26 protein-coding genes are annotated in these 24,474 nt (G+C 62.2%); 11 read left to right on the top strand and 15 right to left on the bottom strand.

The window, feature by feature from the left end; translation table 11 throughout:
- Position 1: 1 nt before the first annotated feature.
- The 8 genes from gspF to AC3ITY_RS01955 are packed head-to-tail and all read left to right on the top strand — an operon-like array spanning position 2 to position 5,436.
- The gene (gspF, locus tag AC3ITY_RS01920) at positions 2-1,210 is read left to right on the top strand and encodes a type II secretion system inner membrane protein GspF (RefSeq protein ID WP_489307326.1); all 1,209 of its coding nucleotides are present in this window, start codon (positions 2-4) and stop codon (positions 1,208-1,210) included.
- 3 nt (positions 1,211-1,213) lie between these two features.
- Positions 1,214-1,669 (top strand): type II secretion system major pseudopilin GspG, encoded by a 456-nt coding sequence (gene gspG / locus AC3ITY_RS01925; RefSeq protein WP_223457646.1) that lies wholly within the window; start codon positions 1,214-1,216, stop codon positions 1,667-1,669.
- Between the two features lie 3 nt (positions 1,670-1,672).
- On the top strand, positions 1,673-2,140 hold the full coding sequence (gene gspH, locus AC3ITY_RS01930; protein WP_489307327.1) for a type II secretion system minor pseudopilin GspH: 468 nt from the start codon (positions 1,673-1,675) through the stop codon (positions 2,138-2,140).
- The gene (gspI, locus tag AC3ITY_RS01935; protein ID WP_489307328.1) at positions 2,133-2,516 is read left to right on the top strand and encodes a type II secretion system minor pseudopilin GspI; all 384 of its coding nucleotides are present in this window, start codon (positions 2,133-2,135) and stop codon (positions 2,514-2,516) included. The genes gspH and gspI overlap by 8 nt, the downstream gene beginning before the upstream one ends.
- Complete coding sequence (locus AC3ITY_RS01940; RefSeq protein WP_489307330.1) at positions 2,509-3,051, top strand: type II secretion system protein GspJ; 543 nt, start codon at positions 2,509-2,511, stop codon at positions 3,049-3,051. Before gspI ends, AC3ITY_RS01940 begins: the two co-directional genes overlap by 8 nt.
- Positions 3,048-3,905, top strand: coding sequence for a type II secretion system protein GspK (locus tag AC3ITY_RS01945; RefSeq protein WP_489307331.1), 858 nt, complete (start codon positions 3,048-3,050; stop codon positions 3,903-3,905). Before AC3ITY_RS01940 ends, AC3ITY_RS01945 begins: the two co-directional genes overlap by 4 nt.
- Entirely contained in the window at positions 3,902-5,008 is a 1,107-nt protein-coding gene (gene gspL, locus AC3ITY_RS01950; RefSeq protein WP_489307332.1) for a type II secretion system protein GspL, read from the top strand. Before AC3ITY_RS01945 ends, gspL begins: the two co-directional genes overlap by 4 nt.
- A complete protein-coding gene (locus AC3ITY_RS01955) occupies positions 5,005-5,436 on the top strand; it encodes a type II secretion system protein M (protein ID WP_489307334.1) in 432 nt (143 codons plus the stop codon). The genes gspL and AC3ITY_RS01955 overlap by 4 nt, the downstream gene beginning before the upstream one ends.
- On the opposite strand, the gene AC3ITY_RS01960 is transcribed toward AC3ITY_RS01955, so the two are convergent.
- Entirely contained in the window at positions 5,429-6,709 is a 1,281-nt protein-coding gene (locus AC3ITY_RS01960) for an MFS transporter (protein ID WP_489307336.1), read from the bottom strand. The two genes, AC3ITY_RS01955 and AC3ITY_RS01960, sit on opposite strands and share 8 nt — an antisense overlap.
- A 118-nt stretch (positions 6,710-6,827) precedes the next feature.
- Between AC3ITY_RS01960 and AC3ITY_RS01965 the strand changes: the two genes are divergently transcribed.
- From AC3ITY_RS01965 to AC3ITY_RS01975, 3 genes are all read left to right on the top strand, one after another.
- A complete protein-coding gene (locus AC3ITY_RS01965) occupies positions 6,828-7,730 on the top strand; it encodes a LysR family transcriptional regulator (protein WP_489307338.1) in 903 nt (300 codons plus the stop codon).
- Between the two features lie 873 nt (positions 7,731-8,603).
- The gene (gene ltrA / locus AC3ITY_RS01970; protein ID WP_489306487.1) at positions 8,604-9,920 is read left to right on the top strand and encodes a group II intron reverse transcriptase/maturase; all 1,317 of its coding nucleotides are present in this window, start codon (positions 8,604-8,606) and stop codon (positions 9,918-9,920) included.
- 176 nt (positions 9,921-10,096) lie between these two features.
- On the top strand, positions 10,097-10,360 hold the full coding sequence (locus AC3ITY_RS01975) for a DUF6124 family protein (protein ID WP_489307340.1): 264 nt from the start codon (positions 10,097-10,099) through the stop codon (positions 10,358-10,360).
- A 103-nt stretch (positions 10,361-10,463) separates the two neighbouring features.
- Here the strand turns inward: AC3ITY_RS01975 and AC3ITY_RS01980 are convergent, their stop codons facing one another.
- Genes AC3ITY_RS01980 through AC3ITY_RS02045 form a run of 14 tightly spaced genes read right to left on the bottom strand, consistent with a single transcriptional unit; the run spans position 10,464 to position 24,348 of the window.
- Complete coding sequence (locus tag AC3ITY_RS01980) at positions 10,464-11,690, bottom strand: beta-ketoacyl-ACP synthase (RefSeq protein ID WP_489307342.1); 1,227 nt, start codon at positions 11,688-11,690, stop codon at positions 10,464-10,466.
- Positions 11,690-12,418, bottom strand: coding sequence for a 3-oxoacyl-ACP reductase FabG (fabG, locus tag AC3ITY_RS01985; RefSeq protein WP_095943253.1), 729 nt, complete (start codon positions 12,416-12,418; stop codon positions 11,690-11,692). Before fabG ends, AC3ITY_RS01980 begins: the two co-directional genes overlap by 1 nt.
- Complete coding sequence (locus AC3ITY_RS01990; protein ID WP_489307344.1) at positions 12,418-12,876, bottom strand: hotdog family protein; 459 nt, start codon at positions 12,874-12,876, stop codon at positions 12,418-12,420. Before AC3ITY_RS01990 ends, fabG begins: the two co-directional genes overlap by 1 nt.
- On the bottom strand, positions 12,873-14,069 hold the full coding sequence (locus AC3ITY_RS01995) for a beta-ketoacyl-[acyl-carrier-protein] synthase family protein (RefSeq protein WP_489307346.1): 1,197 nt from the start codon (positions 14,067-14,069) through the stop codon (positions 12,873-12,875). The genes AC3ITY_RS01990 and AC3ITY_RS01995 overlap by 4 nt, the downstream gene beginning before the upstream one ends.
- On the bottom strand, positions 14,066-14,596 hold the full coding sequence (locus tag AC3ITY_RS02000; protein WP_489307348.1) for a hypothetical protein: 531 nt from the start codon (positions 14,594-14,596) through the stop codon (positions 14,066-14,068). The genes AC3ITY_RS01995 and AC3ITY_RS02000 overlap by 4 nt, the downstream gene beginning before the upstream one ends.
- Positions 14,596-15,321 (bottom strand): class I SAM-dependent methyltransferase, encoded by a 726-nt coding sequence (locus AC3ITY_RS02005; protein WP_489307350.1) that lies wholly within the window; start codon positions 15,319-15,321, stop codon positions 14,596-14,598. The genes AC3ITY_RS02000 and AC3ITY_RS02005 overlap by 1 nt, the downstream gene beginning before the upstream one ends.
- Positions 15,318-16,565: an NAD(P)/FAD-dependent oxidoreductase gene (locus tag AC3ITY_RS02010; RefSeq protein WP_489307351.1), complete on the bottom strand. Its 1,248-nt coding sequence runs from the start codon at positions 16,563-16,565 to the stop codon at positions 15,318-15,320. Before AC3ITY_RS02010 ends, AC3ITY_RS02005 begins: the two co-directional genes overlap by 4 nt.
- Positions 16,552-17,712 carry a sodium:proton antiporter gene (locus AC3ITY_RS02015; protein WP_489307353.1) on the bottom strand — a complete coding sequence of 387 codons (1,161 nt, stop codon included), beginning with the start codon at positions 17,710-17,712 and terminating at the stop codon, positions 16,552-16,554. Before AC3ITY_RS02015 ends, AC3ITY_RS02010 begins: the two co-directional genes overlap by 14 nt.
- On the bottom strand, positions 17,709-20,048 hold the full coding sequence (locus tag AC3ITY_RS02020; RefSeq protein WP_489307355.1) for an MMPL family transporter: 2,340 nt from the start codon (positions 20,046-20,048) through the stop codon (positions 17,709-17,711). Before AC3ITY_RS02020 ends, AC3ITY_RS02015 begins: the two co-directional genes overlap by 4 nt.
- Complete coding sequence (locus AC3ITY_RS02025) at positions 20,032-20,736, bottom strand: outer membrane lipoprotein carrier protein LolA (protein WP_489307357.1); 705 nt, start codon at positions 20,734-20,736, stop codon at positions 20,032-20,034. Before AC3ITY_RS02025 ends, AC3ITY_RS02020 begins: the two co-directional genes overlap by 17 nt.
- Entirely contained in the window at positions 20,733-21,158 is a 426-nt protein-coding gene (locus AC3ITY_RS02030; RefSeq protein ID WP_489307359.1) for an acyl-CoA thioesterase, read from the bottom strand. The genes AC3ITY_RS02025 and AC3ITY_RS02030 overlap by 4 nt, the downstream gene beginning before the upstream one ends.
- Entirely contained in the window at positions 21,151-22,695 is a 1,545-nt protein-coding gene (locus tag AC3ITY_RS02035) for an HAL/PAL/TAL family ammonia-lyase (protein WP_223457701.1), read from the bottom strand. The genes AC3ITY_RS02030 and AC3ITY_RS02035 overlap by 8 nt, the downstream gene beginning before the upstream one ends.
- The gene (locus tag AC3ITY_RS02040; RefSeq protein ID WP_489307360.1) at positions 22,676-23,617 is read right to left on the bottom strand and encodes a lysophospholipid acyltransferase family protein; all 942 of its coding nucleotides are present in this window, start codon (positions 23,615-23,617) and stop codon (positions 22,676-22,678) included. The genes AC3ITY_RS02035 and AC3ITY_RS02040 overlap by 20 nt, the downstream gene beginning before the upstream one ends.
- Entirely contained in the window at positions 23,614-24,348 is a 735-nt protein-coding gene (locus tag AC3ITY_RS02045; RefSeq protein WP_489307362.1) for a glycosyltransferase family 2 protein, read from the bottom strand. The genes AC3ITY_RS02040 and AC3ITY_RS02045 overlap by 4 nt, the downstream gene beginning before the upstream one ends.
- Positions 24,349-24,474: the final 126 nt, after the last annotated feature.

Genomic DNA, 24,474 nt, shown 5'->3' on the forward strand with positions numbered 1-24,474 from the left:
GGTGCCGACCTTCGACTACCGCGCCCACGACGCTCAGGGACGATCCTGCAGGGGACGATTGGAGGCCGATGGACCCCGCCATGGGCGACAGTTGTTGCGTGAGCGTGGTTTGTGGCCGCGAGTGTTGACCGAGGTCAGGGTCGGCAGCGGTGCGGACAAACAGTCGCGAGGTGGACGCCTGAACGCTGCTGATCTGGCGCTGTTGACGTTGCAATTGTCAACGCTGGTTCAGGCCGGACTGCCCCTGGAGGAAGCGCTCGATGCGGTGGCGAAGCAGAGCTCAAAGCGCAAGGTTGCGGGTTTGCTCTCGGCGGTCAGGAGCCGGGTGATGGAAGGCAACGCCCTGGCCTCGGCGCTGGGGCAATTTCCCCGGGCCTTCCCCGAGTTGTTCCGCGCCACCGTTGCCGCTGGAGAACGCTCGGGGCATCTGGGCCATGTGCTGGAGCAACTGGCGGCCTACACCCAGGCTCGCCAGGCCTCGCGGCAAAAGATCCAGATGGCCCTGGTGTACCCGTTGATCCTGATGTTGGCCAGCTTGGCAATCGTCGGTTTTCTGCTCGGTTATGTGGTGCCGGATGTGGTGAAGATCTTCGTCGACAGTGGCCAGCCGTTGCCTTGGCTGACCCAGGCGCTGATCGGCGTGAGCAACGGCCTGCGCAACCATTTCCTGTTGTTGATGAGCGTGCTGGCGACGCTGTTCGGCCTGTGGCGCTGGAGCTGGCAGCAGCCGCAGTGGTGCCTGCGCTGGCATCGTTGGGTGCTGAATGCGCCAGTCATCGGTGAAGTGCTGCGTGCCATGGAAGCCGCGCGGTTTGCCAGCACCCTGGCAATCCTCGGCAAAAGTGCCGTGCCGTTGGTGGACGCACTGGAAATTGCTGCCGCGGTCATCGGCAACCTGACCATCCGTGCGCGGATGGTCGATGTCGCCCGCTCCGTCCGCGAAGGCGGAACGCTGACCCGTGGCCTGGAACTGAGCGGGGACATCCCGCCGATGATGCTGCACATGATCGCCAGCGGCGAACGTGCCGGTGAACTCGACCGCATGCTGGCCCGGGCCGCCGAACAACAGGAAAGCAGCCTCGCCGCGCGCATTGCGCTGGTGGTGAGCCTCTTCGAGCCAGCGATGCTTGTACTGATGGGCGGCGTCGTGCTGCTGATCGTCATGGCCATCCTGCTGCCGATTCTCAGCCTCAACCAATTGGTGAATTGATCCATGCAACCTGTCCGCAAAAACCTTTCCCGTGCGCAACGCGGTTTTACCCTGATCGAAATCATGGTGGTGGTGGTCATCATCGGTGTGCTGGGGGCCATTGTGGTGCCGCAGTTCATGAGCCGCCCCGATCAAGCCAAGGTCACCGCCGCCAGAATCGATATCCAGGCCATCGCCACTGCCCTGGAAATGTATCGCCTCGACAACGCCCATTACCCTTCGACCCAGCAAGGCCTGGAAGCATTGGTCAAACGTCCCTCCGGACTGCCCGCGGCGCGTGGCTGGAACCCTCAGGGTTACCTCAAGAGCATGCCAGTCGACCCTTGGAACACGCCTTATCAGTACATCAATCCGGGTGTGCGATCGGTAGACGGCACTTACGATCTGTATTCCCTGGGCGCCGATGGCGTAGCGGGCGGCGAAGGGTTTGCAGCCGAAATCGGCAATTGGGGGCATTGATCCGTGGGCTACCGCTGCCGGGGGTTTACCTTGCTGGAATTGATGATCGTGATTGTACTGGTCGGCGTTTTGCTGGGCATGGTGAGACTTGCCGGTGGGGGCAGTCCGGCGCGTGAGGTGAAGCAGGAAGCCGAGGCGATGATGCAGGTGATCCATCAGTTGCGTCAGCGCGCTGTGTTCGAAGGTCAAGAGTACGGCCTAAGGCTGAGTACCGATGGCTACCGGGCGATGCGTCTGGAAGTGCGCGGGTGGGAGCCGGTGGCGGCGCTTTCTCGCTGGCCCCTGAACGTGCGAGTACGTTTTCAGCAGGACGGCTATGCGGTAGAGCCGGACGCTGAAGAAGGACCACCGCAGTTGCTGTTGCTCAGCAACGATGAAACCAGTGCCTTCACGCTGACATTCGAGTCCGGCAACAGGACCTGGCTGAGCCTGTCCGGCGATGGCTTCGGCGAGGTGGCGATCGATGACTAGCCGGCCATCATTGTCGTCCATGGACGGCTTCACGCTGCTGGAGATCATGGTGGCCCTGGCGGTCTTCGCGACACTGGCGGCAGCCGTGCTGTCGGCCAGTCAATACGCGGTGAAGCAGCGCGGCGCCGTTGAGACTCGCCTGTTCGCGGCATGGCTGGCGGACAACCGGTTGAACGAGTTGCGCCTGCAACCCGGTTTGGCGGCCGGCCAGCAGCAACAGGTCGTGTCGATGGATCAGCGTGACTGGGTGCTGCATCAGCACATCAGCGCCACCCGCGATCCGCGTGTGCTCCAGGTCGACATTCAGGTCAGCCCGGCGAACAGTGCGCACGCCGTGCATCGTGCCAGCGGCTGGATACTCGCGGTTCATGAATAAGCAGCGCGGATTCACCTTGCTGGAGCTGGTCATCGCCATGGCCATCTTCGCCGTGCTGGGGCTGGCCAGTTGGGGCTTGTTCGATAGCGTGCTGCGAGTGCAACAGGGCACGACGGCCCACGAGCGAGAGCTGAGGAACCTGCAACGAGCGGTGGCGGTGATCGAGCGGGATCTGCTGCACGTCACCGCACAGCCGATGGTGCTCGCACCGCCGCTTTTGCAGTTCCAGCGCAGTCACTGGCGCAATCCTCTGGACCAGCCGCGCAGTGAGCGCCAGACGCTGACCTATCGACTCGACGGCGGCGTGCTGTGGCGCGAAAACCAGGGTGAAGGTACGGAGTTCGTGCAGCGGCAAAAACTGCTCGAAGACGTTCGCGAATTGGGCTGGCGTCTGTTCGACAATCAGTCCGGCTGGGTTGCTCATTGGCCGGCCGGGCAGGGCGCGAAGGCGCCCATGGCGCTGGAGGTGCAAGTCTCTGTCGGGCGCTTCGAATCGATTCGTCGGGTGTTGCCGATGCCGGGTGCATTGCCGTGAATGGGCGCCAACACGGCATTGCGTTGATCAGTGTATTGCTGGTCATGAGCCTGGCACTGCTGATCATTGGTGGCGTGTTGCGCAGCCATCACCTTTCGCTGCAAAGCAGTGGGCAACAGTTGCAGCAGATACAGCTGCGGCAACTCGCAGTGGGCGGGGAAACCTGGGCGTTGTTGCTGTTGCGCGACGCGTTGCAGGACGCGAAAAAACCCGTCGAGCGGATTCAAGGCTGGACGGCCATGGCAGCGGGTTTCGAGGTTGAAGATGCGCAGATCCGAATCGATATCGATATCGATGACCTCGCCGGGCGCTTCAATCTCAATGCGTTGTTACGTCAGGGGCAGGTGGATCAGGTCACCCTCAATCGTTGGGCGCGTTTGCTCGAGCTACTCGATCTGCCTCCTCTGCAACTGAGCCAGGTCGGGTCGCTGCGGGAACTGAGCCAACTGCGCTTGCTGCCTGGCATTGACGCTCGCCTGCTGCAGCGGCTGGAGCCCTGGGTGGCGCTGTTGCCCACCGACGCCGCCTTGAACATCAACACCGCACCGGCGCTGCTGTTGAGAACGCTCGGCGAAGTGGACGCCGCGACCGCCGATGCGCTGGCGCGTCAGGCAGCAACGACACCCTGGGCGAGCGTCCAGGCGTTTACGCAGGACCCGTTGCTCTCCGGGCAGGGCCTGAGCAATCACGGACTTGGCACCCAAAGCCGCTGGTATCGGATAAGGGTGCAGGTGATCCGGGACGGGCGCGAACTGCACCTGGCCACGGATGTCGGGCACGACCCCGAGACTCGACAACTGACGGTGTTGCAACGACGTTTTCTTCCCATGAATAGCCACGAGAGACCGCGATGAACACTTGGCTTTACCTGTCCGCCGAAGGCCAGGACGCGCCATCGAGCCTTTGGCCTTGCGTCCTGTGGTCACAAACCGGTCAACGCCAGCTGATGCCACTGAATCAGGTGGCCTCGGCATTGCAGGGGCAGGCGGTCGATGTGCTACTGCCCATGGAAATGTGCAGTTGGGTACGCAGCGAGCCATGGCCGGCGCGGCGTAAACCTGAGGCCCAGGCCATTGCCTTCGCCGTGGAAGATCAACTGAGTGAAGCGCTGGAGAGGGTGCATCTGAGCGTAGGCGTTCGTGATCGTGACGGCTGCTACCCGGTCATGGTCATTGGCCGCGAACGGTTGGCCGCCGTGCTCGACTTGCTGCGCGAGGCGGGTATTGAGGTGCGCGGGGTGTTCGTCGATGCCGATGTGTTGTCCGGCGATCAGCCGTACGGCGCATGGTGGCTCGGTCGCTGGTTGTTGGGTGCAGGCCTGTCGGCGCGCCTGGCGTTGTCCCAAGACGACCTGGCGCTGCTCGCCCCGTTATTGCCCAAGGACATGCAATGGCTGAACGCGCTTGAGGCCCCCGCCGTCATCGACCAATGCCTGGCCCACCGCCCGACCCAGGCCATCAACCTGCTGCAAGGCGCATTCGCCCCACGGGGCAAGCGGCTGCCCTGGCGTGCCGGCGGGTGGGCACTGTTGATGCTGGCGCTGTTGACCTGGGGTGCCAGCGAGACGCGGATCCGCTTCCTCGACAGCGAAGCCCGTCGCCTCGCCACCCAAAATGAACAGCGATTCAAGGCGCTTTACCCGGAGCAAAGCCGCATCGTCGATATGGCAGCGCAACTCAAGGCCCTGCAAAGCCAGCCTGTGGATTCGCAAAACACCCGCATTGCCGGGCTGGTCCAGTTGATTGAACAGGTGATTGGCGCCAGTCCGGTCGAGGTCCAGCGCATCGAGTTTCGAGCAGGCGAAGGCTGGAAAATCCAGCTGACCGCCAGCGGCTTTGCCGAACTGGAGCAGTTGCGTGAACGCGGACGACAACAAGGCATGCCCGTCCAGCTCGATAGCGCAAATAAAGCCGCTGACCGGGTGCACGCCACCCTCACCGTGGAGGACGAGGCATGAAGCAGGCATGGCGGCGCATTTCCGCGCGCGAACAACGGCTTTTGCAGGTGTTGGGGGCTTTTTTGTTCGCGGTCGTGGCTTTCAGCCTAATCTGGCAACCAACCCGGCAGCGGCTGGAAACAGTCGAGCGTCAGTATCAACAGCAGGCGGGGCTGGCCGCGCAACTGCAGCGGGCGTTACCGCGCAGCCATGTCCCCGTCGACACCGATCAACCGCTATCGCTGCGCATCAGTGAAAGCGCCGCGGCGGCGGGGCTGGAAATCCGTCAGATGGAGAGCGAAAGCGATCTGCTGCGCGTGACCCTCAATGGCAATGCGCAGCCCTTGATGCAGTGGCTCGATGGGATCGAGCGCGATGGCGTCGCGCTGCAAACCCTGACGCTGGAGAAGCGTGACGATGCCCTGGAGGCGCGGCTGGTACTCAGATAATCGAGGTGTGCTGCGGCAACAACGGCAACTTCGCCAGCTTCAACGCGATCAGCAGTGCAATCACCAGCAGCGTGCCGATGAACAGCCCGATGCCGTTCCAGCCGCCCAGGTGCCAGAACACGCCACCCGCCGTACCGGCGATGCTTCCCCCGGCGTAGTAGCTGAACAGGTACAAGGACGATGCTTGCCCCTTGGCCCTGGTGGCGCGGCGGCCGATCCAGCTGCTGGCCACCGAGTGGGCGCCAAAGAAGCCGAAGGTAAAGATCAGCATGCCGATGATCACCAGCGGCAATGGCGTAAACATCGTCAGGGCGAGACCACCGATCATAAGCGCGATGGTGCTCCAGAGCACTTTACGGCGACCGAGTTTGTCGGCCAGCGAGCCGATTTTCGCTGAGCTGTAGATGCCCGACAGGTACACCACCGACAGCAACCCGACGAAGGCCTGATCCATGTGGTACGGCGCGGCCAGCAGGCGATAGCCGATGTAGTTGAACAGCGTGACGAACGCGCCCATCAGCACGAAGGCTTCAAGAAACAGCAGCGGCAGGCCGGCGTCGCGAAAGTGCATGGTGAAACCGTCGAGCAGGCTGCGCGGGTGCAGCGAGCGGGCGCGGAAGTTGCGCGATTCCGGGAGGATTTTCCAGAACACCGCCGCAGCAATCAGCGCCAGGCCACCGATCACCAGCATCGCCGTGTGCCAGCTGACGAAGTCGATCAATACCCCGGTGATCAAGCGTCCGCTCATCCCGCCAATCGCGTTGCCACCGATGTACAAACCCATGGCGAGGCCGATGTGCTGTGGGTGGATCTCTTCGCTCAAGTAAGTCATCGCAACCGCCGCCAGACCACTCAACGACAATCCAATCAGCGCACGCATCAGCAGCACACCGTGCCAGCTCGGCATCATCGCACTGGCCATGGTGCACAGCGCAGCGGCGAACAGTGCGGCCACCATCACCGGTTTACGCCCGATACGGTCGGAAATGGGGCCGGTGATCAGCAGGCCGATGGCAAGCATGCCGGTGGCGATGGACAGGATCAGGCTGCTCTGCGCCGCGTTGATGGAATACTCGTGGGACAGCAGCGGCATCATCGGCTGCACGCAGTAAAGCAGGGCGAAAGTCGCGAAGCCGCCGCAGAACAGCGCCAGCACCGTGCGCATGAACGCTGGAGTGCCTTTTTCGATGTAGATCTCCGCGAGCTCAGCGGCGATAGCGTCCGGTGCTGCGGGAGGAACTTCATGGGCGAGTGGGGCGACAGCAGTTTTCACGTGGGACCTCGGAGGACGCAGCCGGTCAGGCAATGAAAAAAGCATATAGCTGGCTAATGATTCAATCCAATATATTGTTCGACCTGTTTGATAGCTTTTACGACCTAATGGGGTTTCCATGGAATTGCGTCATCTGCGCTACTTCATCGCCGTTGCCGAAGAACTGCACTTCGGCCGCGCCGCACAGGTGCTGGGCATCTCCCAGCCACCGCTGAGCCAGCAGATTCAGGCGCTGGAACAGGAAGTCGGTGCACGGCTGTTCGAACGTACCAATCGTCGGGTCGAACTGAGCGAGGCCGGTCGGCTGTTTCTGCAAGAGGCACGGCTGGTGCTGGCGCAGGTCGACAAGGCGGCGGATGTCGCGCGACGGGCGCAGCTGGGCGAGTTGGGTGAACTGAAAATCGGCTTCACCTCGTCGGCCCCCTTCAACTCGACCATTCCCCAGGCGATTTTCTCTTTCCGCCAGCGCTTCCCGGCGGTGCACTTGAACCTGCGGGAAATGAGCAGCACCCAGGTGGCCGATGCGCTGGTGGACGAATCGATTGAAGTCGGGATCATGCGCCCGCTCGTGTTGCCGGATTGCCTCAGTGTGGTCGAATTGATGCGCGAGCCGCTGGTTGCGGTGCTCAGCTCCAAGCACCCGTTGGTAGAGGGCAGCGAGGAGGGCTTGTTCCTGTCAGCCCTGGCGCTTGAGCCCTTTGTGTTTTTTCCGCGTAGCTATGGCAGTGGCCTGTATGCGCAGTTGCTCAGCCTGGCGCGGGACTCCGGCTTCAGCCCGCACTTCGCCCAGGAGGCCGGAGAGGCGATGACCATCATTGGGCTGGTAGCGGCAGGGCTCGGCGTTTCGGTGCTGCCGGCGTCTTATCAGCGGATGCGTATTGACGGTGTGGTCTACCGCCCGCTGCTCGATCCGGCGGCGGTGTCGGCGGTGTGGTTGGTGCAGCGTAAGGACCAGAAGTCGGCGATGGCCAAAGCGTTTGTTGAACTGCTGACGCGCAAGGTTGAACCACTGAAGCCGTGACGGCTGCGCCGCCCATTCGCGAGCAGGCTCGCTCCCACTGGTTTCAGCGGTGTGAGAACAATGTTCCCTGTAGGAGCGAGCTTGCTCGCGATGGACTAAAGAACGTCACGTTCACCCAGGAAACACGCGCCATCGTTAGCGACCATCGCGAGCAAGCTCGCTCCTACAGATCAGAGTTTTCGCCGCTGCCCGTGGGACATTTCTGAACTACCCAGGACAGGCTACAGCGCCTTGCGGCGTTGCCTACAACTACCCCAGAATCCGCCGGCTTGTGCGCTTTGAGGGCCATCGCTAACTTGATTCGCATCACTGATGGTCAGTGATCGGGTTTAGCAGCTCGTGTCCACAATGAAGCGCATTTGCGCTCCTGATAGGCAGGTATATCCATACCTGCTTTTGACGGTAGCTGTGCGCAGGGCGCCTTCGGGCGCGCCGGTTTCGTGCGCCCAGCATGGGCGCAATCTTGTGGGTGCAAGTCCCACCGTAAGTTGACCACAGCAAACGAAGTGAAGCGCAACTGCATGAGGGTGACCGAGTGTGGGGAGGAAGCGTGGAGCGAAGCCGCGAGCTGATGTACAAAAATCGAATATGAGGCGAAGTCGGCCAGGGCGAGCGGGCGAATAACCGCGAAGCTCTAGTGGTCAAAAGGGCGACGACGTAGATTCGGCAGTTGTGCGGTGAAGGATTGCGTTCTTACCTGGGGAGATCTCGCCTAGCGCCTGAAAGGGCGACGGCGCAAGCCGGAGCGAGAAGTCAGCAGAGGCCGTAGTAGTCTTTTTTTTTTTTAAGACGAAGGGCCGAACGAGAGAGAGCGTAGTAGGCCACCTTGATGCGACACGACCGGAAGTCAGATGCCTGCCAAACGCGGGGCGGATGCGGAGAAAGAGCGGTGAAGCCGTGAATCTCCCTGTCAGCGACGAGGCATGTTGCCCGCAAGGTGATACCGAAAGCGCAGGGCAAGGGTTGCTGCAATGCGCCTTTGCGAGAGAAAACCTGCAACAAGCGTGGAAGCGAGTCAAAGCCAATAAAGGTGCAGCGGGTGTCGACGGTCTGGACATTGATCAGACAGCTCAACATTTGCTGACAGAGTGGGCTGGGATTCGCCAACAATTGTTGTCAGGGGCGTATCGGCCCAGCCCGGTACGCCAAGTGGTCATCCCAAAACCCGACGGCGGCGAACGCGAGCTGGGTATCCCGACGGTCACCGACCGCCTTATCCAGCAAGCACTACTGCAAGTTTTGCAGCCTCTACTTGATCCTACCTTCAGTGAACACAGCTACGGTTTTCGTCCGGGTCGTAATGCTCACAGCGCGATTCTCGCGGCACAGCACTATGTATCCTCGGGCCGGCAAATCGTGGTGGATGTGGATCTTGAAAAGTTCTTTGATCGAGTCGATCACGACATTCTGATTGATCGTTTAAGCAAACGGATTGCAGAGCAGCCGGTTATCCGGCTGATCCGGGCTTATCTGGACGCCGGAACGATGAAGGATGGCGCGGTTGAAAAGCGCCGTTGCGGGGCGCCGCAAGGCGGCCCGTTATCGCCCTTATTGGCGAACGTGCTGCTGGACGAAGTGGATCGTGAGCTCGAACGCCGAGGGCATTGCTTTGTGCGCTATGCCGACGATGCGAACGTTTATGTTTGCAGCCAAAAGGCAGGCGAGCGAGTAATGGCATTACTCCGGCGCCTGTATGAAAAGCTGCACTTGAGCGTCAACGAGAGCAAAAGTGCAGTGGCGAGTGCGTTTGGCCGCAAGTTTCTGGGCTACGAGTTCTGGTCCAGAAGAGGCGAAGTCAGGCGCGCGGTTTCATACAAAGCACAGAAGCAGTTCAAGCAGCGAATCCGCCAGCTTACCCGGCGCAACTGCGGCCGCAGTATGCAGCGGGTTGTCGATGACCTTCGCCGGTATCTGTTGGGTTGGAAAGCGTACTTCAGTCTGTCGCAAACTCCGAAAATCCTGCGTTTGCTGGAGGAATGGATACGGCACCGACTAAGGGCTATTCAACTGAAACAATGGAAACGCGGAACGACGGCTTTCACAAAGCTGCAGGCGCTGGGCGCCAATAGGGATGATGCACAAAGAGCAGTGGGAAACACCCGCCGCTGGTGGCGTACTAGCTGTCTTGGGTTGAATCGGGTGCTGAATCTGGCTTGGTTTGACCGCCTGGGATTGCCGCGTCTGTCCTGACCTCAATCTCTCGAACCGCCCGGTGCGGACCCGCATGCCGGGTGGTGTGGCAGGGGAACGGCAAGGCCGTCCCCTATGCCGATATCGTGGCCCGGTCTGCTAACCTGCGTACAGCTGCCACCCTTTTGATTAGTCGCGATTCGGGGTTGGCTCCACTTCTTTCAGGACGCTGAATCATGACCAATGCAGAGAATCCACCGGACAACGATCCGGGCAGGGCACACCAACCCAGCACAGTCTTCCTCATAGCCCCCGATATCGACAACCACACCCTATTGGAGTACGCCTGCGTATCGCTGGCCTCTGCAAACGTCATGGCAAGTGACTTCGCGAGAGACCTTAAGGGATCGCAGAGCAACACCCTGCTGGGGATTCAGCAGTCGATCATGCTGGGAGAGCTGGCAGTGAATCGGGTGTTGGATAACCTTGATCCACCCTGATAGCTACATCGCACGTTAAAAAAGATCGCAGCCTTCGGCAGCTCCTACGGGTGTACACCGTCCCTTGTAGGAGCTGTCGAAGGCTGCGGTCTTTTGACGTTGATTACGACCAGCGCTTGAAAATCAACGACGTATTCACCCCGCCAAACGCAAAGTTATTGTTCATCACATACTGATTTTTCATCTGCCGAAACTCACCGCGCAGGTAGTCGAGCTTGCCGCAATGCGGATCGACTTCGTCGAGGTTGAAGGTGTGGGCGTACAGGTCGCGGTTCATCATTTCAATGCTGAACCAGGACTCCAGCGCACCGCAGGCGCCGAGGGTGTGGCCAAGGAAGCTTTTCTGCGAGCTGATCGGCATGTGTTCGCCGAACAGGCTGCTGGTGGCCAGGGTTTCGGCGATGTCGCCTTGTTCCGTGGCGGTGCCGTGGCCGTTGACGTAACCGATGTCCGATGGTTTCAGTCCGGCGTCTTCCAGGGCCAGTTCCATGGCCCGGCGCATGGTGATCTGTTCCGGACGGGTGGTGTGCTGGCCGTCGGCGTTGCTGCCGAATCCGACGATCTCGGCATGGATGCGCGCGCCACGGGCCAGGGCGTGTTCCAGTTCCTCGAGCACCAGCATGCCGCCGCCTTCGCCGATCACCAAGCCGTCGCGTGCGGTGTCGTAAGGGCGCGGGCTGCGTTGTGGGGTGTCGTTTTTCAGGCTGGTGGCGTAGAGCGCGTCGAAGACCATGGCTTCGGTCGGGCACAGTTCTTCGGCGCCGCCGGCGAGCATCAGCGGCAGGCGCCCGAATTTGATCGCCTCGTAGGCATAGCCGATGCCCTGGCTGCCGCTGGTGCAGGCGCTGGACGTCGGGATCAGGCGACCGGTGAGGCCGAAGAAAATGCTGATATTGGCTGCCGTGGTGTGCGGCATCATGCGCACGTAGGAGTTGGCGTTCAGGCCTTCGGCCACCGAGTTGAGCAGCATGTTGCCGAACGCCTTGATCTCGTCGGTGCTGCCGGTGGAGGAGCCGCAGGCGACGCCCATGCGCCCGTCCTTGATCGACTCGTCGCCCAACAAGCCGGCGTCGGCCAACGCTTGCTCGGCAGCACCCACAGCCAGCCGTGAAACCCGGCCCATGCTGCGCAGTTGCTTGCGGGTCCAGTGGCTCGGCACCTTGAAGTCATCGATGGGGCCCGCCAGGCGCGTGTTGAGCTCGGTAAAACGATCCCACTCGTCCATCCGGCGGATGCCGCTGCGGTTGGCCGCGAAGTTGCCGGCGATGGTCTCCCAGTCGCTGCCCAGTGAGGTAATGCCGGCCATGCCGGTGACGACGACGCGCTTCATCAGCACAGGCCTCCGTTGACGGCCAGAACCTGCCGGGTGATGTACGAGGCTTCCGCCGACATCAGGAAATTCACCGCGCCGGCCACCTCTTCAGGGGTGCCCATGCGTTGTGCGGGGATCATTTTCATCAGTTCTTCCACCGGCACGTTTTCGTCGAGCATGGCTGTGTCGATCAGGCCGGGTGCGACACAGTTAACGGTGATTTTGCGCTTGCCCAGTTCGATCGCCAATGCCTTGGCCGCGCCGATCAACCCGGCCTTGGAGGCACTGTAGTTGACCTGGCCACGGTTGCCGATCAATCCGGATACCGAGGTGATGCAGACAATCCGCCCGGCGGCGCGGCGACGGATCATCGGCATCATCACCGGGTGCAGTACGTTGTAGAAACCGTCGAGGTTGGTGCGCATCACCACATCCCAATCCTCCTCGCTGAGGGCCGGAAAGGCTCCGTCGCGGGTCAGGCCGGCATTGAGCACCACGCCGTAATAGGCGCCGTGGGTCTCGACATCGGCTTCGAGAATTTCCTTGCAACGGGCGCGGTCGGATACGTCGAACTGCAGGATGCGCGCACGACGGCCCAAGGCCTCGACTTCGGCCTTGACGGCTTCAGCGTCGGCCAGGCCGCTGCGGCAATGCAACACGATGTCGTGCCCGGCCTGGGCCAGGCGCAAGGCGATGGCGCGGCCGATGCCACGGCTGGAACCGGTGACCAGTACGGATTCAGTCATCACTGGACTCCTTCGGGTTCATGGAGATATTGAGCGGCCTGGGGTGGACGGAACACGTTCAGACGAGCGGTGACGTGGATCCCGGGGGCGTTGATGTGGCACTCGAACACGCCCATGCCGTTATCGTCTTCCAGGGAGCGAATCCCGTGGATGGTCAACTCGGTACCGGCCGGAAAACTTTCAACGTTGCATTCGAATTTGCGGCTGCCGAGCAGGAAACCCAACTCCACCGCATCACCGCGCTGACGCGCATGGCAACCGGCGAAGGCGGCCACGCTCTGGGCCATCAACTCGATACCGACCCAGGCCGGCAGGCTGCCGTCGGGGAGGCTGAACAGGCCATCGGGCTTGACGGTCAGGCGCGTGTGAATCTGCTCTTCATCGAACGCCAGGATCTGATCGATAAGGATCATGTCGCCAGCGTGGGGCAGCAATTCGGCGATCGGCCAGTCAATCATGGGGCGTCTCCGATAATCAGGCTGACGTTGTTACCACCGAAGGCAAAGGAATTGCTCATCAGGTAGCGGGGTGCAATGGACGTCAGGCGAGTGGCCGGGGTCACCCATTGCAGCGGCGGCAGTTCGGGGTCGGGCTGTCCGTCCCAGACGTGCGGCGGCAGGGCATGTTCGCGATTGTCCGGGCTCAGGCTCAACCAGCAGAACGCCGCTTCCAGCGCCCCGGCTGCACCGAGGGTGTGGCCGGTCATGGGTTTGCTCGACGAACAGGGCACGCCGGCCGGGAACAGCGTCGCCACGGCCTGGCTTTCCATGGCGTCGTTGTGTTGGGTGGCGGTGCCGTGCAGGTTCAGATAAGCGATCTGCTCCGGTTGCAGGTTGGCGCGGCCCAAGGCTTTGCGCATGGCTTGCAGGGCGCCGCGACCGCTCGGCTCCGGGGCGGATATGTGATGCGCATCGGAACTGGCGCCGCTGCCGAGCAAGGCAATCGGTTGGTTGTCGCCTGCACGCTTGGTCATCAGGAACAGTACCGCCGCTTCGCCAATGTTGATGCCATTGCGGTTCACCGAAAACGGATTGCAGCGTTGTTCCGAGACCGCTTCCAGCGCCGAGAAACCGTTGAGGGTCAGCTTGCACAAGGTGTCGACACCGCCACACAGCACCGCGTCGCAAATGCCCAGGTCCAACAGGCGCTGGGCGCTCATCAAGGCCCGGGCGCTGGAGGTGCAGGCCGTGGAAATGACATAGGCCGGCCCGCTCAATTGCAGCCACTCGGCGAGGAAGTTCGCCGGCGCTCCGAGTTCCTGTTGCTGATAGTCGTACTCGGCAGGGAACTGCTTTTCGCGCAGGTAATGCGCCAGGCCTTGGCTGGCCTCGTCGATGCCTGAGGTACTGGTACCCAGCACAACACCGATGCGGTCGCGGCCGTAGGTCTGGATCGCGCTGTCGATGTCCGGGTGGATTTGCAGCGTGGCTTCCAGCAACAACTGATTGTTGCGACTGTGATGGCGCGACATCTCGGCTGGAATGGTAGCCAGTTTGCCCTGGACCGCACCGACCGGCAGCGTGCGTTGCGGCACCCACCCGGCTTGTTCGCGCATGCCGCCGCAGTCGCCGGCAAACAGGTTGCGGACAACCTCCTGCTTATCGCGGCCCAACGCGCAGACCAATCCGAGGGCATTGAGGTAAGCGGTCATGGCGTTTCACCGCTCAAGGGGGTGACTTGATAGGCCGGACCATGGGGTAGCTTCAATTCAAAATTCTGCGGTTGTGCGTAGCGGATGTCCCAGCGCTCGGGCAGGTACCGTTGCCTGCCGTGCTGCCAGGCGCCGGGATAGTTGGCCGCCAGTTCATCTTGCGGCGTCAGCGCAAACAGCAGCGCCGCGAACAGCTCCCGGGCTCGCGGATTGGGTGGTAATAAACCATCTGACTCCCAGGTTTTATCGACCAATTTCTGGCGGGCCTGGGGAATGCCCAACAGGTCCATCATCGACCAGCGGATACCCGCCTCTTCACGCTGGATCACCAGCACCCAGTCCTCGCGTTCGTCGGCCTGCCCGCGCTGGATGTGCAATTGCAGCGGCAGCGGCAGATCCGGATTGTGCACGGGCAGCGGCGCCCGGCCGGCGCAGGCGCTCAGCAGCAGGGTTGCGGCGATCAACAGATATCGCATAGCACCGTTTACCCCACAGGCTTGGTGTTTCAAGCGACTGGCAATGAACATCACACAGTTCCTTCAAAAGGTTTGCGCGCCACCACATTCACCAGGGTTTCTTCCCGTTGGCCAAAGGGTTTTGGCTTGCACACACCCAAGTGTTCGAGCAGGCCGAAATCCTTGGCGCGACTCCACCACAGGTACGGATAAGACACGTTTTGCGCGGTAAATTCGAAGCCCTGCTGGCGAATCATTTGCAGGTACTGCGCAGCGCTTTTCTGCACGTGCATCGGGTGGCGGAACAACCAGCGGATCACCCAAGTATCAATGTAAGCCTCGGTGGATTCGGCGAACAGCAGATAACCGCCGGGTTTGAGTACGCGGTAGAACTCGGCCAGTGCCTGTTCCTGCTCCACCAGATGATGGAAGGTCTGGTGACAGAACAGCAGGTCGATACTGGCGTCCGGCAGGTCGAGGCTGGCGCAGTCGCCGCCGATCAGCTCCACTTCCATGCCCTGTAGGGCCGCTTCTGCGCGGCTCTGGTTAAGGCTCTGGGGATCAGCATCGATGCCAATCAGACGACCGGGCGCAAAGGCCTGGCGCAGCAGCGGGAATGACTTGCCCTGGCCACAACCGGCATCCAGCAGCACCGGGCTAACCGGTAGCGCTTCGCTGAACAGGTTGCGCAAATCGTCGATCGCCAACCGCAGCACGTAGTGTTGCCAGATCTGGCTGCGCAGGAACCACAAGCCGAAACGGGTTTCTTCGACGTAGTTGTCGCTCAAGTAGTTCATGACGCATCCCTTGCGCAGAACTCCGATATCACCTTCAACCGGCGCCTGGCTTCGCTGACGAACGGGTTGCTTGGGTCCCAGGCATATCCGGCAAGAATGGAGCTGATCATCCCGCGGATTTCCGGTGAACTGCTCTCATGGAAGATCACATCCTGGAAGGTCCCGGCGTACCAGCCTTCGACGTAGCAACGGAACGTGTCCACGCCGCGCTTGAGCGGTTCGGCGAACTCGGTTTGCCAGTCGACGGCTTCGCCTTGCAGCTGACGGTGCAACACCCCGGCGGCCATGCTCGCCGAACGCATGGCGATGGTCACGCCGGAGGAAAACACCGGGTCGAGGAATTCCGCGGCATTGCCCAGCAGCGCGAAGCCTGGGCCGTGCAGGGTTTTGACGTTGGCCGAGTAACCGCCGATGGTTCGGGCCTCGGTGTCCCACTGCGCATTTTGCAACACGCTGGCCAGGCTTGGCGTCTCGGCGATAAAGCCGCGCAGGCGCTGGTCCAGATTGTCGCTGCGGCCTGCGAAACGCTCCTCTGCGGCAACCACGCCGACCGAGCAGCGCCCGTTGCTGAACGGGATGGTCCAGAACCACACGTCGCGCAGGGTCGGATGAGTGGTGACGAGGATCTTACTGCGGTCGAAGGCCGGGAGGTCGATACAGTCTTCGACGTGAGTGAACACGGCCTGACGCACCGGGAAGTTCGACGGCGCCTCGAGGTCGAGCAAGCGAGGCAGCACGCGGCCGTAACCACTGGCATCGAGCAGGAAATCGGCCTCGATGCGGTACTCGCTACCGTCTTCGCGGCGCACGCCGAGCTGCGGTTTTTCCGGCTCAATGTCGACGCTGACGATGGTTTCGCCATAGCGGATCTCCACGCCTTGCAGCGTGGCCTGATCGGCCAGCAGCTTATCGAAATCGGCGCGCTGGACCTGATACGTCGTCGATTTGCCGTGGCTGAACGTCTCGCCGAAATCGAACGCGCTGTAGCGCTCGCCCCAGGCAAACGCGGCACCGGTTTTCAGCTGGAAGCCGGCGGCGTTGACGGCGTCGAGCATGCCCGCTTCTTCGACGAAATCCAGGCAATGGGCCAACAGGCTTTCACCAATGGAAAACCGTGGGAAATGCTGTCGCTCGATCACCAGCACATCGTGTCCCTTGCGCTTGAGCAGCGCGGCGGCGATGGCACCGGATGGACCGGCGCCGATGACCACGACCTGACGACATTCCATTTCAACGGTTGGCATGGGGGCTCCTTGCCGGGACAGCGGCTTTCAGGGGGATTCGGTGCATGCCGGTCAGGGCTGGTAGCAGTGTAGCGATCAAGCCCATCAGCATCAGGGCAAAGTACAGCGGGGGGCTGATGAGTTGCTGTTGCAGCAGCAGGTTGAGAAAAACGATCTCGCTCAAGCCACGGATGTTCAGCAGCACGCTTTCCCGCCAGCGGCTGGCGCCTTGGAACGAGGCCCCGGCCCAGCCGAGGCCGAGCCAGTTGCCCAGCAGTTTGCTCAGCATCGGCAACAGCAGCAAGGCGACCAGTTGCACCCAGCCGAGGCTCTCCATAGCGCTGTGCACGTTGATCTGCACGATGCCGAACGTGAGGATCAGCGGGATGGCGATGTACGTCTGCAAGCGGCTCATCCACATGGCCGGCAGCGGCAGGACCAGTGGGGCTTTCAGCGCGGCCATGATCAACACATAGCCAATGCCGAAAATCAGCGCATTGAGCTTGAAGTGTTCGGCCACGACCAGCAGGGCGAAAAAGCACAGGCTGTAAAGCCATGTCTGGCGCAAACCGAGCAACCGCAACAGCACCGGCAGGCACGCACCGGCCAGGGGCAGCAACAGGCTGCTCAAGTGCAGGCTGCCCTGGGCGATGCCGAATAGCGTCCAGCAGGCGAGGTCGATGAGGATCGCGGTTTGCACCAGTCGCCGGGTGGCGGCGGGTGGGTAATCGATGTGCCGCAGGTACAGGTACAAGACCGGAATCGCGGTGATGGCGAACAACAGGCCGACGGCCAGTGAGCTGATCCACGGTTGCGCCGGCAACAACCAGACCGCCGTGGCCAGGCCGCAGGCAAACGGAATGCAAAAGCTGGGCAGGGCGATTTTCAGGCTTTGGCGATCCAGTTGCAGATCAATCACATCGCTGAGGATGTAGCCCAGCAACAGGGCAAAACTCAGGCTGTAGAGGTTCTTCAGCCAGCCCGGCGACACCAGCAGCGCACCGCTCAATTGCCATTGGGGCTCGACCCAGAAATACATCAACAGCGGCAAGCCGAGGGTCGCCAGCAACAACTGGCTGACGATGGGAATCAGGCCGAAATGCCGGCCGACACGGGTCGCCACCGCGAACAACACCAGCGCCATCGCCCAGAACAGAACGACCATCATGTTGCCCGCTCCACGGCCGTGGGCTCATGCACCTGGCGACCGGCCCACGGTGCGAGCAGGAAGCTGAAGATCAGGCCCAGGCTCACCGACAGTCCGAAGTTGCTCACCGCCGGGGTGCTCGACACCGCCAGCAGGCCGAACGACAGCCAGGTGGTCAACGCCGCCAGCAGGGTGCCCAACAGGCTCACGGCCGCGCCGCCGACCTGTTCGCGCATCAGGATCGCGTAATCGACGCTGATCGCCGTCACCAGCAGCAGGCCGAACAGGCTGAACAGGGTCAACGGCTGCCCCAGCCAGCCGAGGCTGGCCAGGCTGCACAACGCCGCCAGCAGGGGCAGGGACACGATACGCAACGCGCCGCCGAGGCCGAATGGCAGGATCAGCACCAGCACGATTAACACGCAGGAGGCGAGTTTCAGTTCCGCGGCACTGATTTGGGTGGCCGCGAAGACGTTGTTCAATTCACCCAGTCGATCCACCAGTGTCACGCCGGGTAAATCCTCACCCTGGAGCCGCAGCAGGGCCGAGTTGTTGATGCCTTGCAGGCTGACCATCGCCGCCACGCCGTCTTCGGTCGGCCCCAGCCACAGGGGCCGGTAGGGTTCTGCCAACGGGCCGCTGAGCGCTGCGTCGATGTCCACGGTCGGCAATGCCTGTAGCTTTGTCAGCTCGGCCTGCAGCGCCTCGGCCGGTACGCCGATGTCGAGCAAGGGTTGCCAGAACGAAGGCAGTTTGTTCAGCGCTATGCGCGCCTGTTGCTGTTCGTTCGGCGGGCTGACCAGTTGATTGAGCGACAGATAACCCTGGAGCTTTTCCAGGCCAATCAATTGATCCAGTCGCTCTCTCAGGGCGGTCTGGCGTTCGAGCAGTTGCTGTTGATTGGCGGCGCGTATCAGGAAGAACTGGCTGGTGGGTTGATAGCCGGTGATCCGGGCAATGGTCTGGGCTTCGTCGGTCAACTGCTGCGGTGCGCTGATCCACTGGCGGATGTCGTTTTTGCTGCCCAGTTGCAACAGGCCGCCTACACAAAAGGCGATCAGCAGCGCCAGCAAGACAGGCGTTTTCAGCTGTTTGAGCAGCGCTTCACGACAGTCCAGCAAAAGCTCGCAAATGCGCAATGGCCACTGCGCCGGGCGCAGGTCTACGCCCTTGAGCAATGCCGGCAACAGGCACACAGCGGACAGATAGGCGCCGAGTAAACCGGCGGCAGAGAATGCGGCAATCTGGGTCAGCGCCGGGAAGGGTGTCCAGGCCAGGGCCAGATAGCCGATGCCGCTGGTGATCAGGCTCAGGGTCAAGCCGGGCAAGGTCATGCGCAGGGCAGGCCAGCTATGCCAGGGTTTCAGGCTCCAACTCTTGGACAGGTAATGCAGCGGGTAGTCGACCGCGACACCGATCAGGCTCGAACCCAGCACCAGGGTCATCACGTGCATATGGCCGAACAATGCCACGCAGGCCACCGCTCCGAAGAGCATGCCAACCAGCACCGGCACGAACGCCAGCAAGACGCGCCAGCGCCGGAAGGCCAACAGCAGCAACAGCAAAATCCCGACGGTGGCACCGCCGCCGACCCAGGTCATTTCCCGGGCAGCCTGCTGCTGCCCGCTGGCAGCGTACAACAGGCCGCTGGCGGCGAGCAGTTGCACGTCGTGCCGGGCGGCTTCTTCGCGGCTGTGCTCGAGCAGGTCGGCCACTTGCAGCGGCAGGTTCATGTCGAAGGCGTTGCCGGTGGTGCGCGCGCGCAGCAGCACCCAGCTCTTGCCATCAGCATCGGCGACCAGGGCGCCGCTGCCGATGTCCAGTTGCACCGAACCGCGTTGTGGCTGGCTGTTCTGGATGCGCCCGGTCAGGCCCAGCCAGTCGTCCTGGCTGGGCACCAGGCTGTAACCGTTGAACGGGTCGAACAACGCCTGCACCCGTTGCTGGATAAAGGTGTCGGGGTGCTCGATCAGCAGTTGTCGGTCCGCTGCCTGGAGCATCGCCAGGCGACCTTGCAGCAACTGCGTGCGCAGCGCCGGCAAGTCGGCTTGCAGGGTCCACTGGACCTTTTCGAACAAGCCGCTGGCCTGCCATTGCTCGCCGAGTGTCTGCGCCATGGCGACGGCCTGCTGGCGATCGGTGTGGCCGACCAGCACCAGCATTTCGCGGTTCAACGGTTCTTGCATGCGTTGTTCGGCGCGCAGTTCCAGGGCATCGGGCGCCGTGCCGGGCACCAGATCCATCAGGTTGGCCGACAGCGGCGCGGCGTCACGCCATTGCCAACCGGCGAGCGCCAGTACTGCCAGCAGCAGGAGCAGAAACAGCCGTGGCAACCACCGTTCACTCGGCAAAGTCATGTTGCTCCGCGTCGCTCAATGGTTGGGCGCTGGTGCTGTCCTGCATGCGCAACAACGTACTGTCGCCCTGGGTTTCGAGCAGTTCGATGCTGTGCACCAGTTCTGCGCCGGTAATGTTGATCTGGTTGAACACCTGCTTGAGCAGCATCGAGCGCGGCAGCAGCGTGAGCTTCCAGTTCTGCGCATCGCCGCTCAGGGACAGCTCGAAATCCCGTTGCAGGCCACTGCTGTCGCCTTGCAGCACGGCGAGGAATAAACGGTTCTGCTCGGCACCGGCGCTTTTGCCCGGCAGCATTTGCCAGACAATGCCGTCACGCCGGGCAATGCCTTTGGTGGTGATGCGATAGTCCTGTTGCAGTGGCGTTTTCAGCAGCCACAACAGGCCGTGGTTCTTTGCCAGCACGAACGTGCCCTTGCTGGTCAACGGCTGGGGCAGGGCGCGCAGGTGTTTTTCCTGGATGAAACTGCCGTGGATCACCTCGGGCCGAGCCAGTTGATCGCTGAGTTGTTGCAGGTCGAAGGCATGGGCCAGTCCAGGAATGCCCAGTAGCACGCAGAACACTGAAGGAGCGAGCTTGCTCGCGAAAAACCTGAGGGCGCCGCGGACTGTCAGGTGCCCAGTGTCATCGTTAACGACCATCGCGAGCAAGCTCGCTCCTACAGGGGAGCGGGAGGGGCAGAAAATCATCGCAGAGCTCTCTCTACGGCGTCGGTGAACACTGTCGGCGAGGCCAGTTGCATCTCTCTGCTGGCGAGGTCGACGGCGACCTGTACCGACAGGGCCCGGGTCAACCGTTCGCCGGTTTGCAGGTCGCTGATCAGGTAGTTGATCTTCAAGCGGCTCTCCCACTCCACCAGGTTGGCGCGCACGTTGAGTGTCTGGCCGAACACCGCACCGCGCACGTAGCGCAATTGCAGGTCGATCACCGGCCATGCATAGCCGGATTCGTTCATCGCGGTGTAGTTGTGGCCGATCTTGTCCAGCAGCGCACAGCGGGCGACTTCCAGGTATTTGACGTAATGGCCGTGCCAGACCACGTGCATGCTGTCGACATCAAAGAACGGTACGACGATTTCCGTGTCGGTGTAGAGAAATCCCTTGCTACGCATGCAGCCTCCAGTGTTGTTCGGCGATGCGTTGCAGGCACAGGCGCAATTCGCCTTCCAGCGCGCGGTCTTCGATGACCGGTGGGAAGTCCTTGGCCAAGGCTTCATGCATGGCGGCCAAGGCGGGTGGCAGTGGTCGTGCATCTTCGGCCTGGCCGCGCAGCCAGACGCCCTGATTGGCCGCCAGCAGCGTGGCGGCCGCCACCTGTTCGGTGAGTTCCAGCACGCGGATCGCGTCCCGGGCGGCGATGGTGCCCATGCTGACTTTGTCCTGGTTGTGGCATTCGGTGGAGCGCGAGAAAACGCTGGCCGGCATGGTGTTTTTCAGCGCTTCGGCGGTCCAGGCGCTGGTGCCGATCTGCACCGCCTTGAAGCCGTGGTTGAGCATGGCGCGGTCGGCCGTGGCGCCCGACAGATTGCTCGGCAAGCCATGGTTGTAGCGCTCGTCCACCAGCAGCGCGAGTTGCCGATCCAGCAGGTCGGCGACGTTGGCCACGAGGTTTTTCAGGCTGTCCATGGCGAACGCGATGTGGCCGCCATAGAAGTGCCCGCCGTGCAGTACGCGCTCGGCTTCGGCGTCGATGATCGGGTTGTCGTTGGCGCTGTTGAGCTCGATTTCGATGAACGAGCGCAGCCAGTTCAGGCTGTCGGCCAGCACGCCCAGCACATGGGGCGCGCAGCGCAGGGAATAGCGGTCTTGCAGGCGATGCAGCGGCGCGGTCGGCGCGTCAATGGCCAGATCCTGGCGCAACCACGCGGCGACCTGCATCTGCCCCGGGTGTGGCTTGGCGGCGAACAGGCGCTCGTCGAAGTGCTCCGGGTTGCCTTGCAGGGCGACCACGTTCAGCGCGGTGATGCGCGTGGCCAGATGCAACAGGTAATCGGCGCGTGCGTACGCCAGGCAAGCCAGACCGGTCATCACAGCGGTGCCGTTCATCAATGCCAGGGCTTCTTTCGGGCGCAACACCAGTGGCTGCCAGCCGAGTTCGCGGTGCACATCGGCAGCCTGCCGGCGCTCGCCGCGGAACATCACCTCGCGTTCGCCGGACAGTGTGGCGGCAACGTACGAAAGCGGCGTCAGGTCACCACTGGCGCCCACCGAACCTTCTTCCGGAATCAGCGGCAGGATGTCGTGTTCAAGGAACGCCTGCAGGCGCTCCAGCAGCTCCACGCGCACCCCGGACACGCCGTGGCACAACGACTGCAAACGCGCCGCCAATACCGCGCGGGTGGCCTGGGCGTCGAGCAGTTTGCCCAGGCCGCAGCCGTGGAAGGTGTACAGGTGACGGGGCAGCGCCTCGACGTGATGCAGCGGCACCGCCACTACGCAAGAATCGCCGTAACCGGTGGTCACGCCGTAGATCACGCCTTCCTTGTCCAGCAGCGAGTCCAGAAAACGCGCGCCCTTGGCGATGCGCTCGCGGTAGGCGGGATCGCTTTGCAACTGCGTCGGCACCTTGCGGTTGGCCAGTGCCAGCACGTCTTCAATGCGCAAAGGGCGTTCGCCGAAGGTTACCGGCTCAAGCGTTGGCGTCGTCATCGGTCTTCCAGAAAGGGTAAAAGTTGAACCATTGTTGGGGCGCTTCGAGGCAATAGTGACCCAAGCGTTCGGCGTAGCGGGAGGTCCACTGATGAATGACCTGTTCGCGGTCGCTGCGCTTCCAGGTGATTGCGTCAGCGAAGGGTTCAATGCTCAGTCGATAGTCGCCGTCGGGCTTTTTCAGGCACAGCAGCAGGTTGACCGGGCATTTCAGCAGGCCGGCCAGCAGCCACGGGCCCTGGGGGAACCTGGCCGGATGACCGAGGAAGTCCACGGTCGCGCAACGTCCGCCATGCAGCGGCACGCGGTCGCCGGCAATCGCCAGCCACTCGCCGCGCTCCAAGCGTTCACTCAGTTGCAACATGATCCCGGGGTCCAGTTCGCTGACCTGGATCAGGCGCAAATTGGTCGCCCCGGCTTCGCCCAGCAAACGGTTGAACTGTTCGGCGTGCTTGGTGTGCACCAGCACGTTCATCGTGACCTTCTCGCCGATCTCCGCCAGTGCGCGGCAGACTTCCAGATTGCCCAGGTGTGCGCCCACCAGCATCTGCCCGCGGGCTCCGCGCAACTGGTCACGCAGCAGCGCCGGGTCGATGATTTCGATTTGTTCGATGCTCAGCTTGCCGTTCCAGACGTCGAGTTTGTCGAGCATGGAGTCGGCGAAGGCCATGAACTGGCCGAACACCCGCCAATGGCTCGGGCGCAATTCGCCGCGACCGCTCCAGTCGGTCAGGCGTTGCTGGTATTGCCAGGCACTGTGTCGAGCGCTGCGACCGAACAGGAAAAAGTACAGCACGATGCCGTACAACACAGGGCTCAGTACTCGACGGCCCAGCACTTTGGCGCCGAACGCGGTGAGCTTCATCAGCCAGAAACTGCCCCGTTCTTCGCGGTCGGCCCAATGCTGCTTGTCTGCGCTCATGCCCGCCACCGTCGCCAGAGGATCACTGGCGCACGCAGCAACATGCCGAAGAACAGTCGCGTGTGCATGCTGGAAATCAGGACGTTGTCGTGGAACATCCGAAAATGCGAAACGCCGTCCAATGGATAGTGGACCTTGGTTTGCAGCCATTGCATCGGCTGATTGCGCCAGGCCAGGCGCACCAGGATGTCCGAGTCGAAGTCCATGCGCTTGCCGATTTTCGCTGACTCGATCAGCGCCAGGACCGGCGACAATGGGTAAACCCGGAAACCGCACATGGAGTCGCGAATCTGCAACGACAGGGTGTTGATCCAGACCATGACGTGAGTCAGGTAGCGCGCATACAAGCGGCCTTTCGGCACGCTGGCGTCATATTGCGGATAACCGCAAATCACCGCCCGCGGGTAGAGGCGCGATTGCTCGATGAAGCGTTTGACGTCTTGCAAATCGTGCTGGCCATCGGCATCCACCTGCAAGGCATGGCTGAAACCCAGGCGCGAAGCTTCGCGCAGGCCGGTCATGACCGCGCCACCCTTGCCCTGGTTTTCGGCCAGGCGGATCAGGTAAACCATTTCACGCTGGGCCAGGCGATCCAGCACCCGGGCGCAGCGCGGGCTGCTGGCATCGTCCACCAGGATGCACGGCAGATGGCTGGCGATCAGGGCATCGACCACCGTGGTGATGGCCGTTTCGTGGTTGTACACCGGGACGATGGCGCAGGGGCTATGCATGTTGGCGTACACCTGAAAGACCGAGGCGTCTGCTTCGCGGGCAAGCCCGCTCCCACAGGGGGGCTGTGTCGTTCACAAATCCAGTGTGGGAGCGAGCCTGCTCGCGATTGAGTGCGCAGCACTCAC

The organism is Pseudomonas sp. GL_091 (assembly GCF_057837725.1).

Bases quoted from the DNA above. Each gene is read 5' to 3' on its own strand.
- AC3ITY_RS01995 (WP_489307346.1), bottom strand. From the start codon at position 14,069: ATGACCGCTTACCTCAATGCCCTCGGATTGGTCTGCGCGTTGGGCCGC.
- AC3ITY_RS02045 (WP_489307362.1), bottom strand. From the start codon at position 24,348: ATGCATAGCCCCTGCGCCATCGTCCCGGTGTACAACCACGAAACGGCC.
- AC3ITY_RS02015 (WP_489307353.1), bottom strand. From the start codon at position 17,712: ATGATGGTCGTTCTGTTCTGGGCGATGGCGCTGGTGTTGTTCGCGGTG.
- AC3ITY_RS01980 (WP_489307342.1), bottom strand. From the start codon at position 11,690: ATGAAGCGCGTCGTCGTCACCGGCATGGCCGGCATTACCTCACTGGGC.
- AC3ITY_RS02000 (WP_489307348.1), bottom strand. From the start codon at position 14,596: ATGTTCATTGCCAGTCGCTTGAAACACCAAGCCTGTGGGGTAAACGGT.
- AC3ITY_RS01965 (WP_489307338.1), top strand. From the start codon at position 6,828: ATGGAATTGCGTCATCTGCGCTACTTCATCGCCGTTGCCGAAGAACTG.
- AC3ITY_RS01940 (WP_489307330.1), top strand. From the start codon at position 2,509: ATGAATAAGCAGCGCGGATTCACCTTGCTGGAGCTGGTCATCGCCATG.
- AC3ITY_RS01955 (WP_489307334.1), top strand. From the start codon at position 5,005: ATGAAGCAGGCATGGCGGCGCATTTCCGCGCGCGAACAACGGCTTTTG.
- AC3ITY_RS02025 (WP_489307357.1), bottom strand. From the start codon at position 20,736: ATGATTTTCTGCCCCTCCCGCTCCCCTGTAGGAGCGAGCTTGCTCGCG.
- gspG (WP_223457646.1), top strand. From the start codon at position 1,214: ATGCAACCTGTCCGCAAAAACCTTTCCCGTGCGCAACGCGGTTTTACC.
- AC3ITY_RS02010 (WP_489307351.1), bottom strand. From the start codon at position 16,565: ATGCCAACCGTTGAAATGGAATGTCGTCAGGTCGTGGTCATCGGCGCC.
- AC3ITY_RS02035 (WP_223457701.1), bottom strand. From the start codon at position 22,695: ATGACGACGCCAACGCTTGAGCCGGTAACCTTCGGCGAACGCCCTTTG.
- AC3ITY_RS01975 (WP_489307340.1), top strand. From the start codon at position 10,097: ATGACCAATGCAGAGAATCCACCGGACAACGATCCGGGCAGGGCACAC.
- AC3ITY_RS02040 (WP_489307360.1), bottom strand. From the start codon at position 23,617: ATGAGCGCAGACAAGCAGCATTGGGCCGACCGCGAAGAACGGGGCAGT.
- gspI (WP_489307328.1), top strand. From the start codon at position 2,133: ATGACTAGCCGGCCATCATTGTCGTCCATGGACGGCTTCACGCTGCTG.
- ltrA (WP_489306487.1), top strand. From the start codon at position 8,604: ATGCGGAGAAAGAGCGGTGAAGCCGTGAATCTCCCTGTCAGCGACGAG.
- AC3ITY_RS02030 (WP_489307359.1), bottom strand. From the start codon at position 21,158: ATGCGTAGCAAGGGATTTCTCTACACCGACACGGAAATCGTCGTACCG.
- AC3ITY_RS02020 (WP_489307355.1), bottom strand. From the start codon at position 20,048: ATGACTTTGCCGAGTGAACGGTGGTTGCCACGGCTGTTTCTGCTCCTG.
- AC3ITY_RS02005 (WP_489307350.1), bottom strand. From the start codon at position 15,321: ATGAACTACTTGAGCGACAACTACGTCGAAGAAACCCGTTTCGGCTTG.
- fabG (WP_095943253.1), bottom strand. From the start codon at position 12,418: ATGACTGAATCCGTACTGGTCACCGGTTCCAGCCGTGGCATCGGCCGC.
- gspL (WP_489307332.1), top strand. From the start codon at position 3,902: ATGAACACTTGGCTTTACCTGTCCGCCGAAGGCCAGGACGCGCCATCG.
- AC3ITY_RS01990 (WP_489307344.1), bottom strand. From the start codon at position 12,876: ATGATTGACTGGCCGATCGCCGAATTGCTGCCCCACGCTGGCGACATG.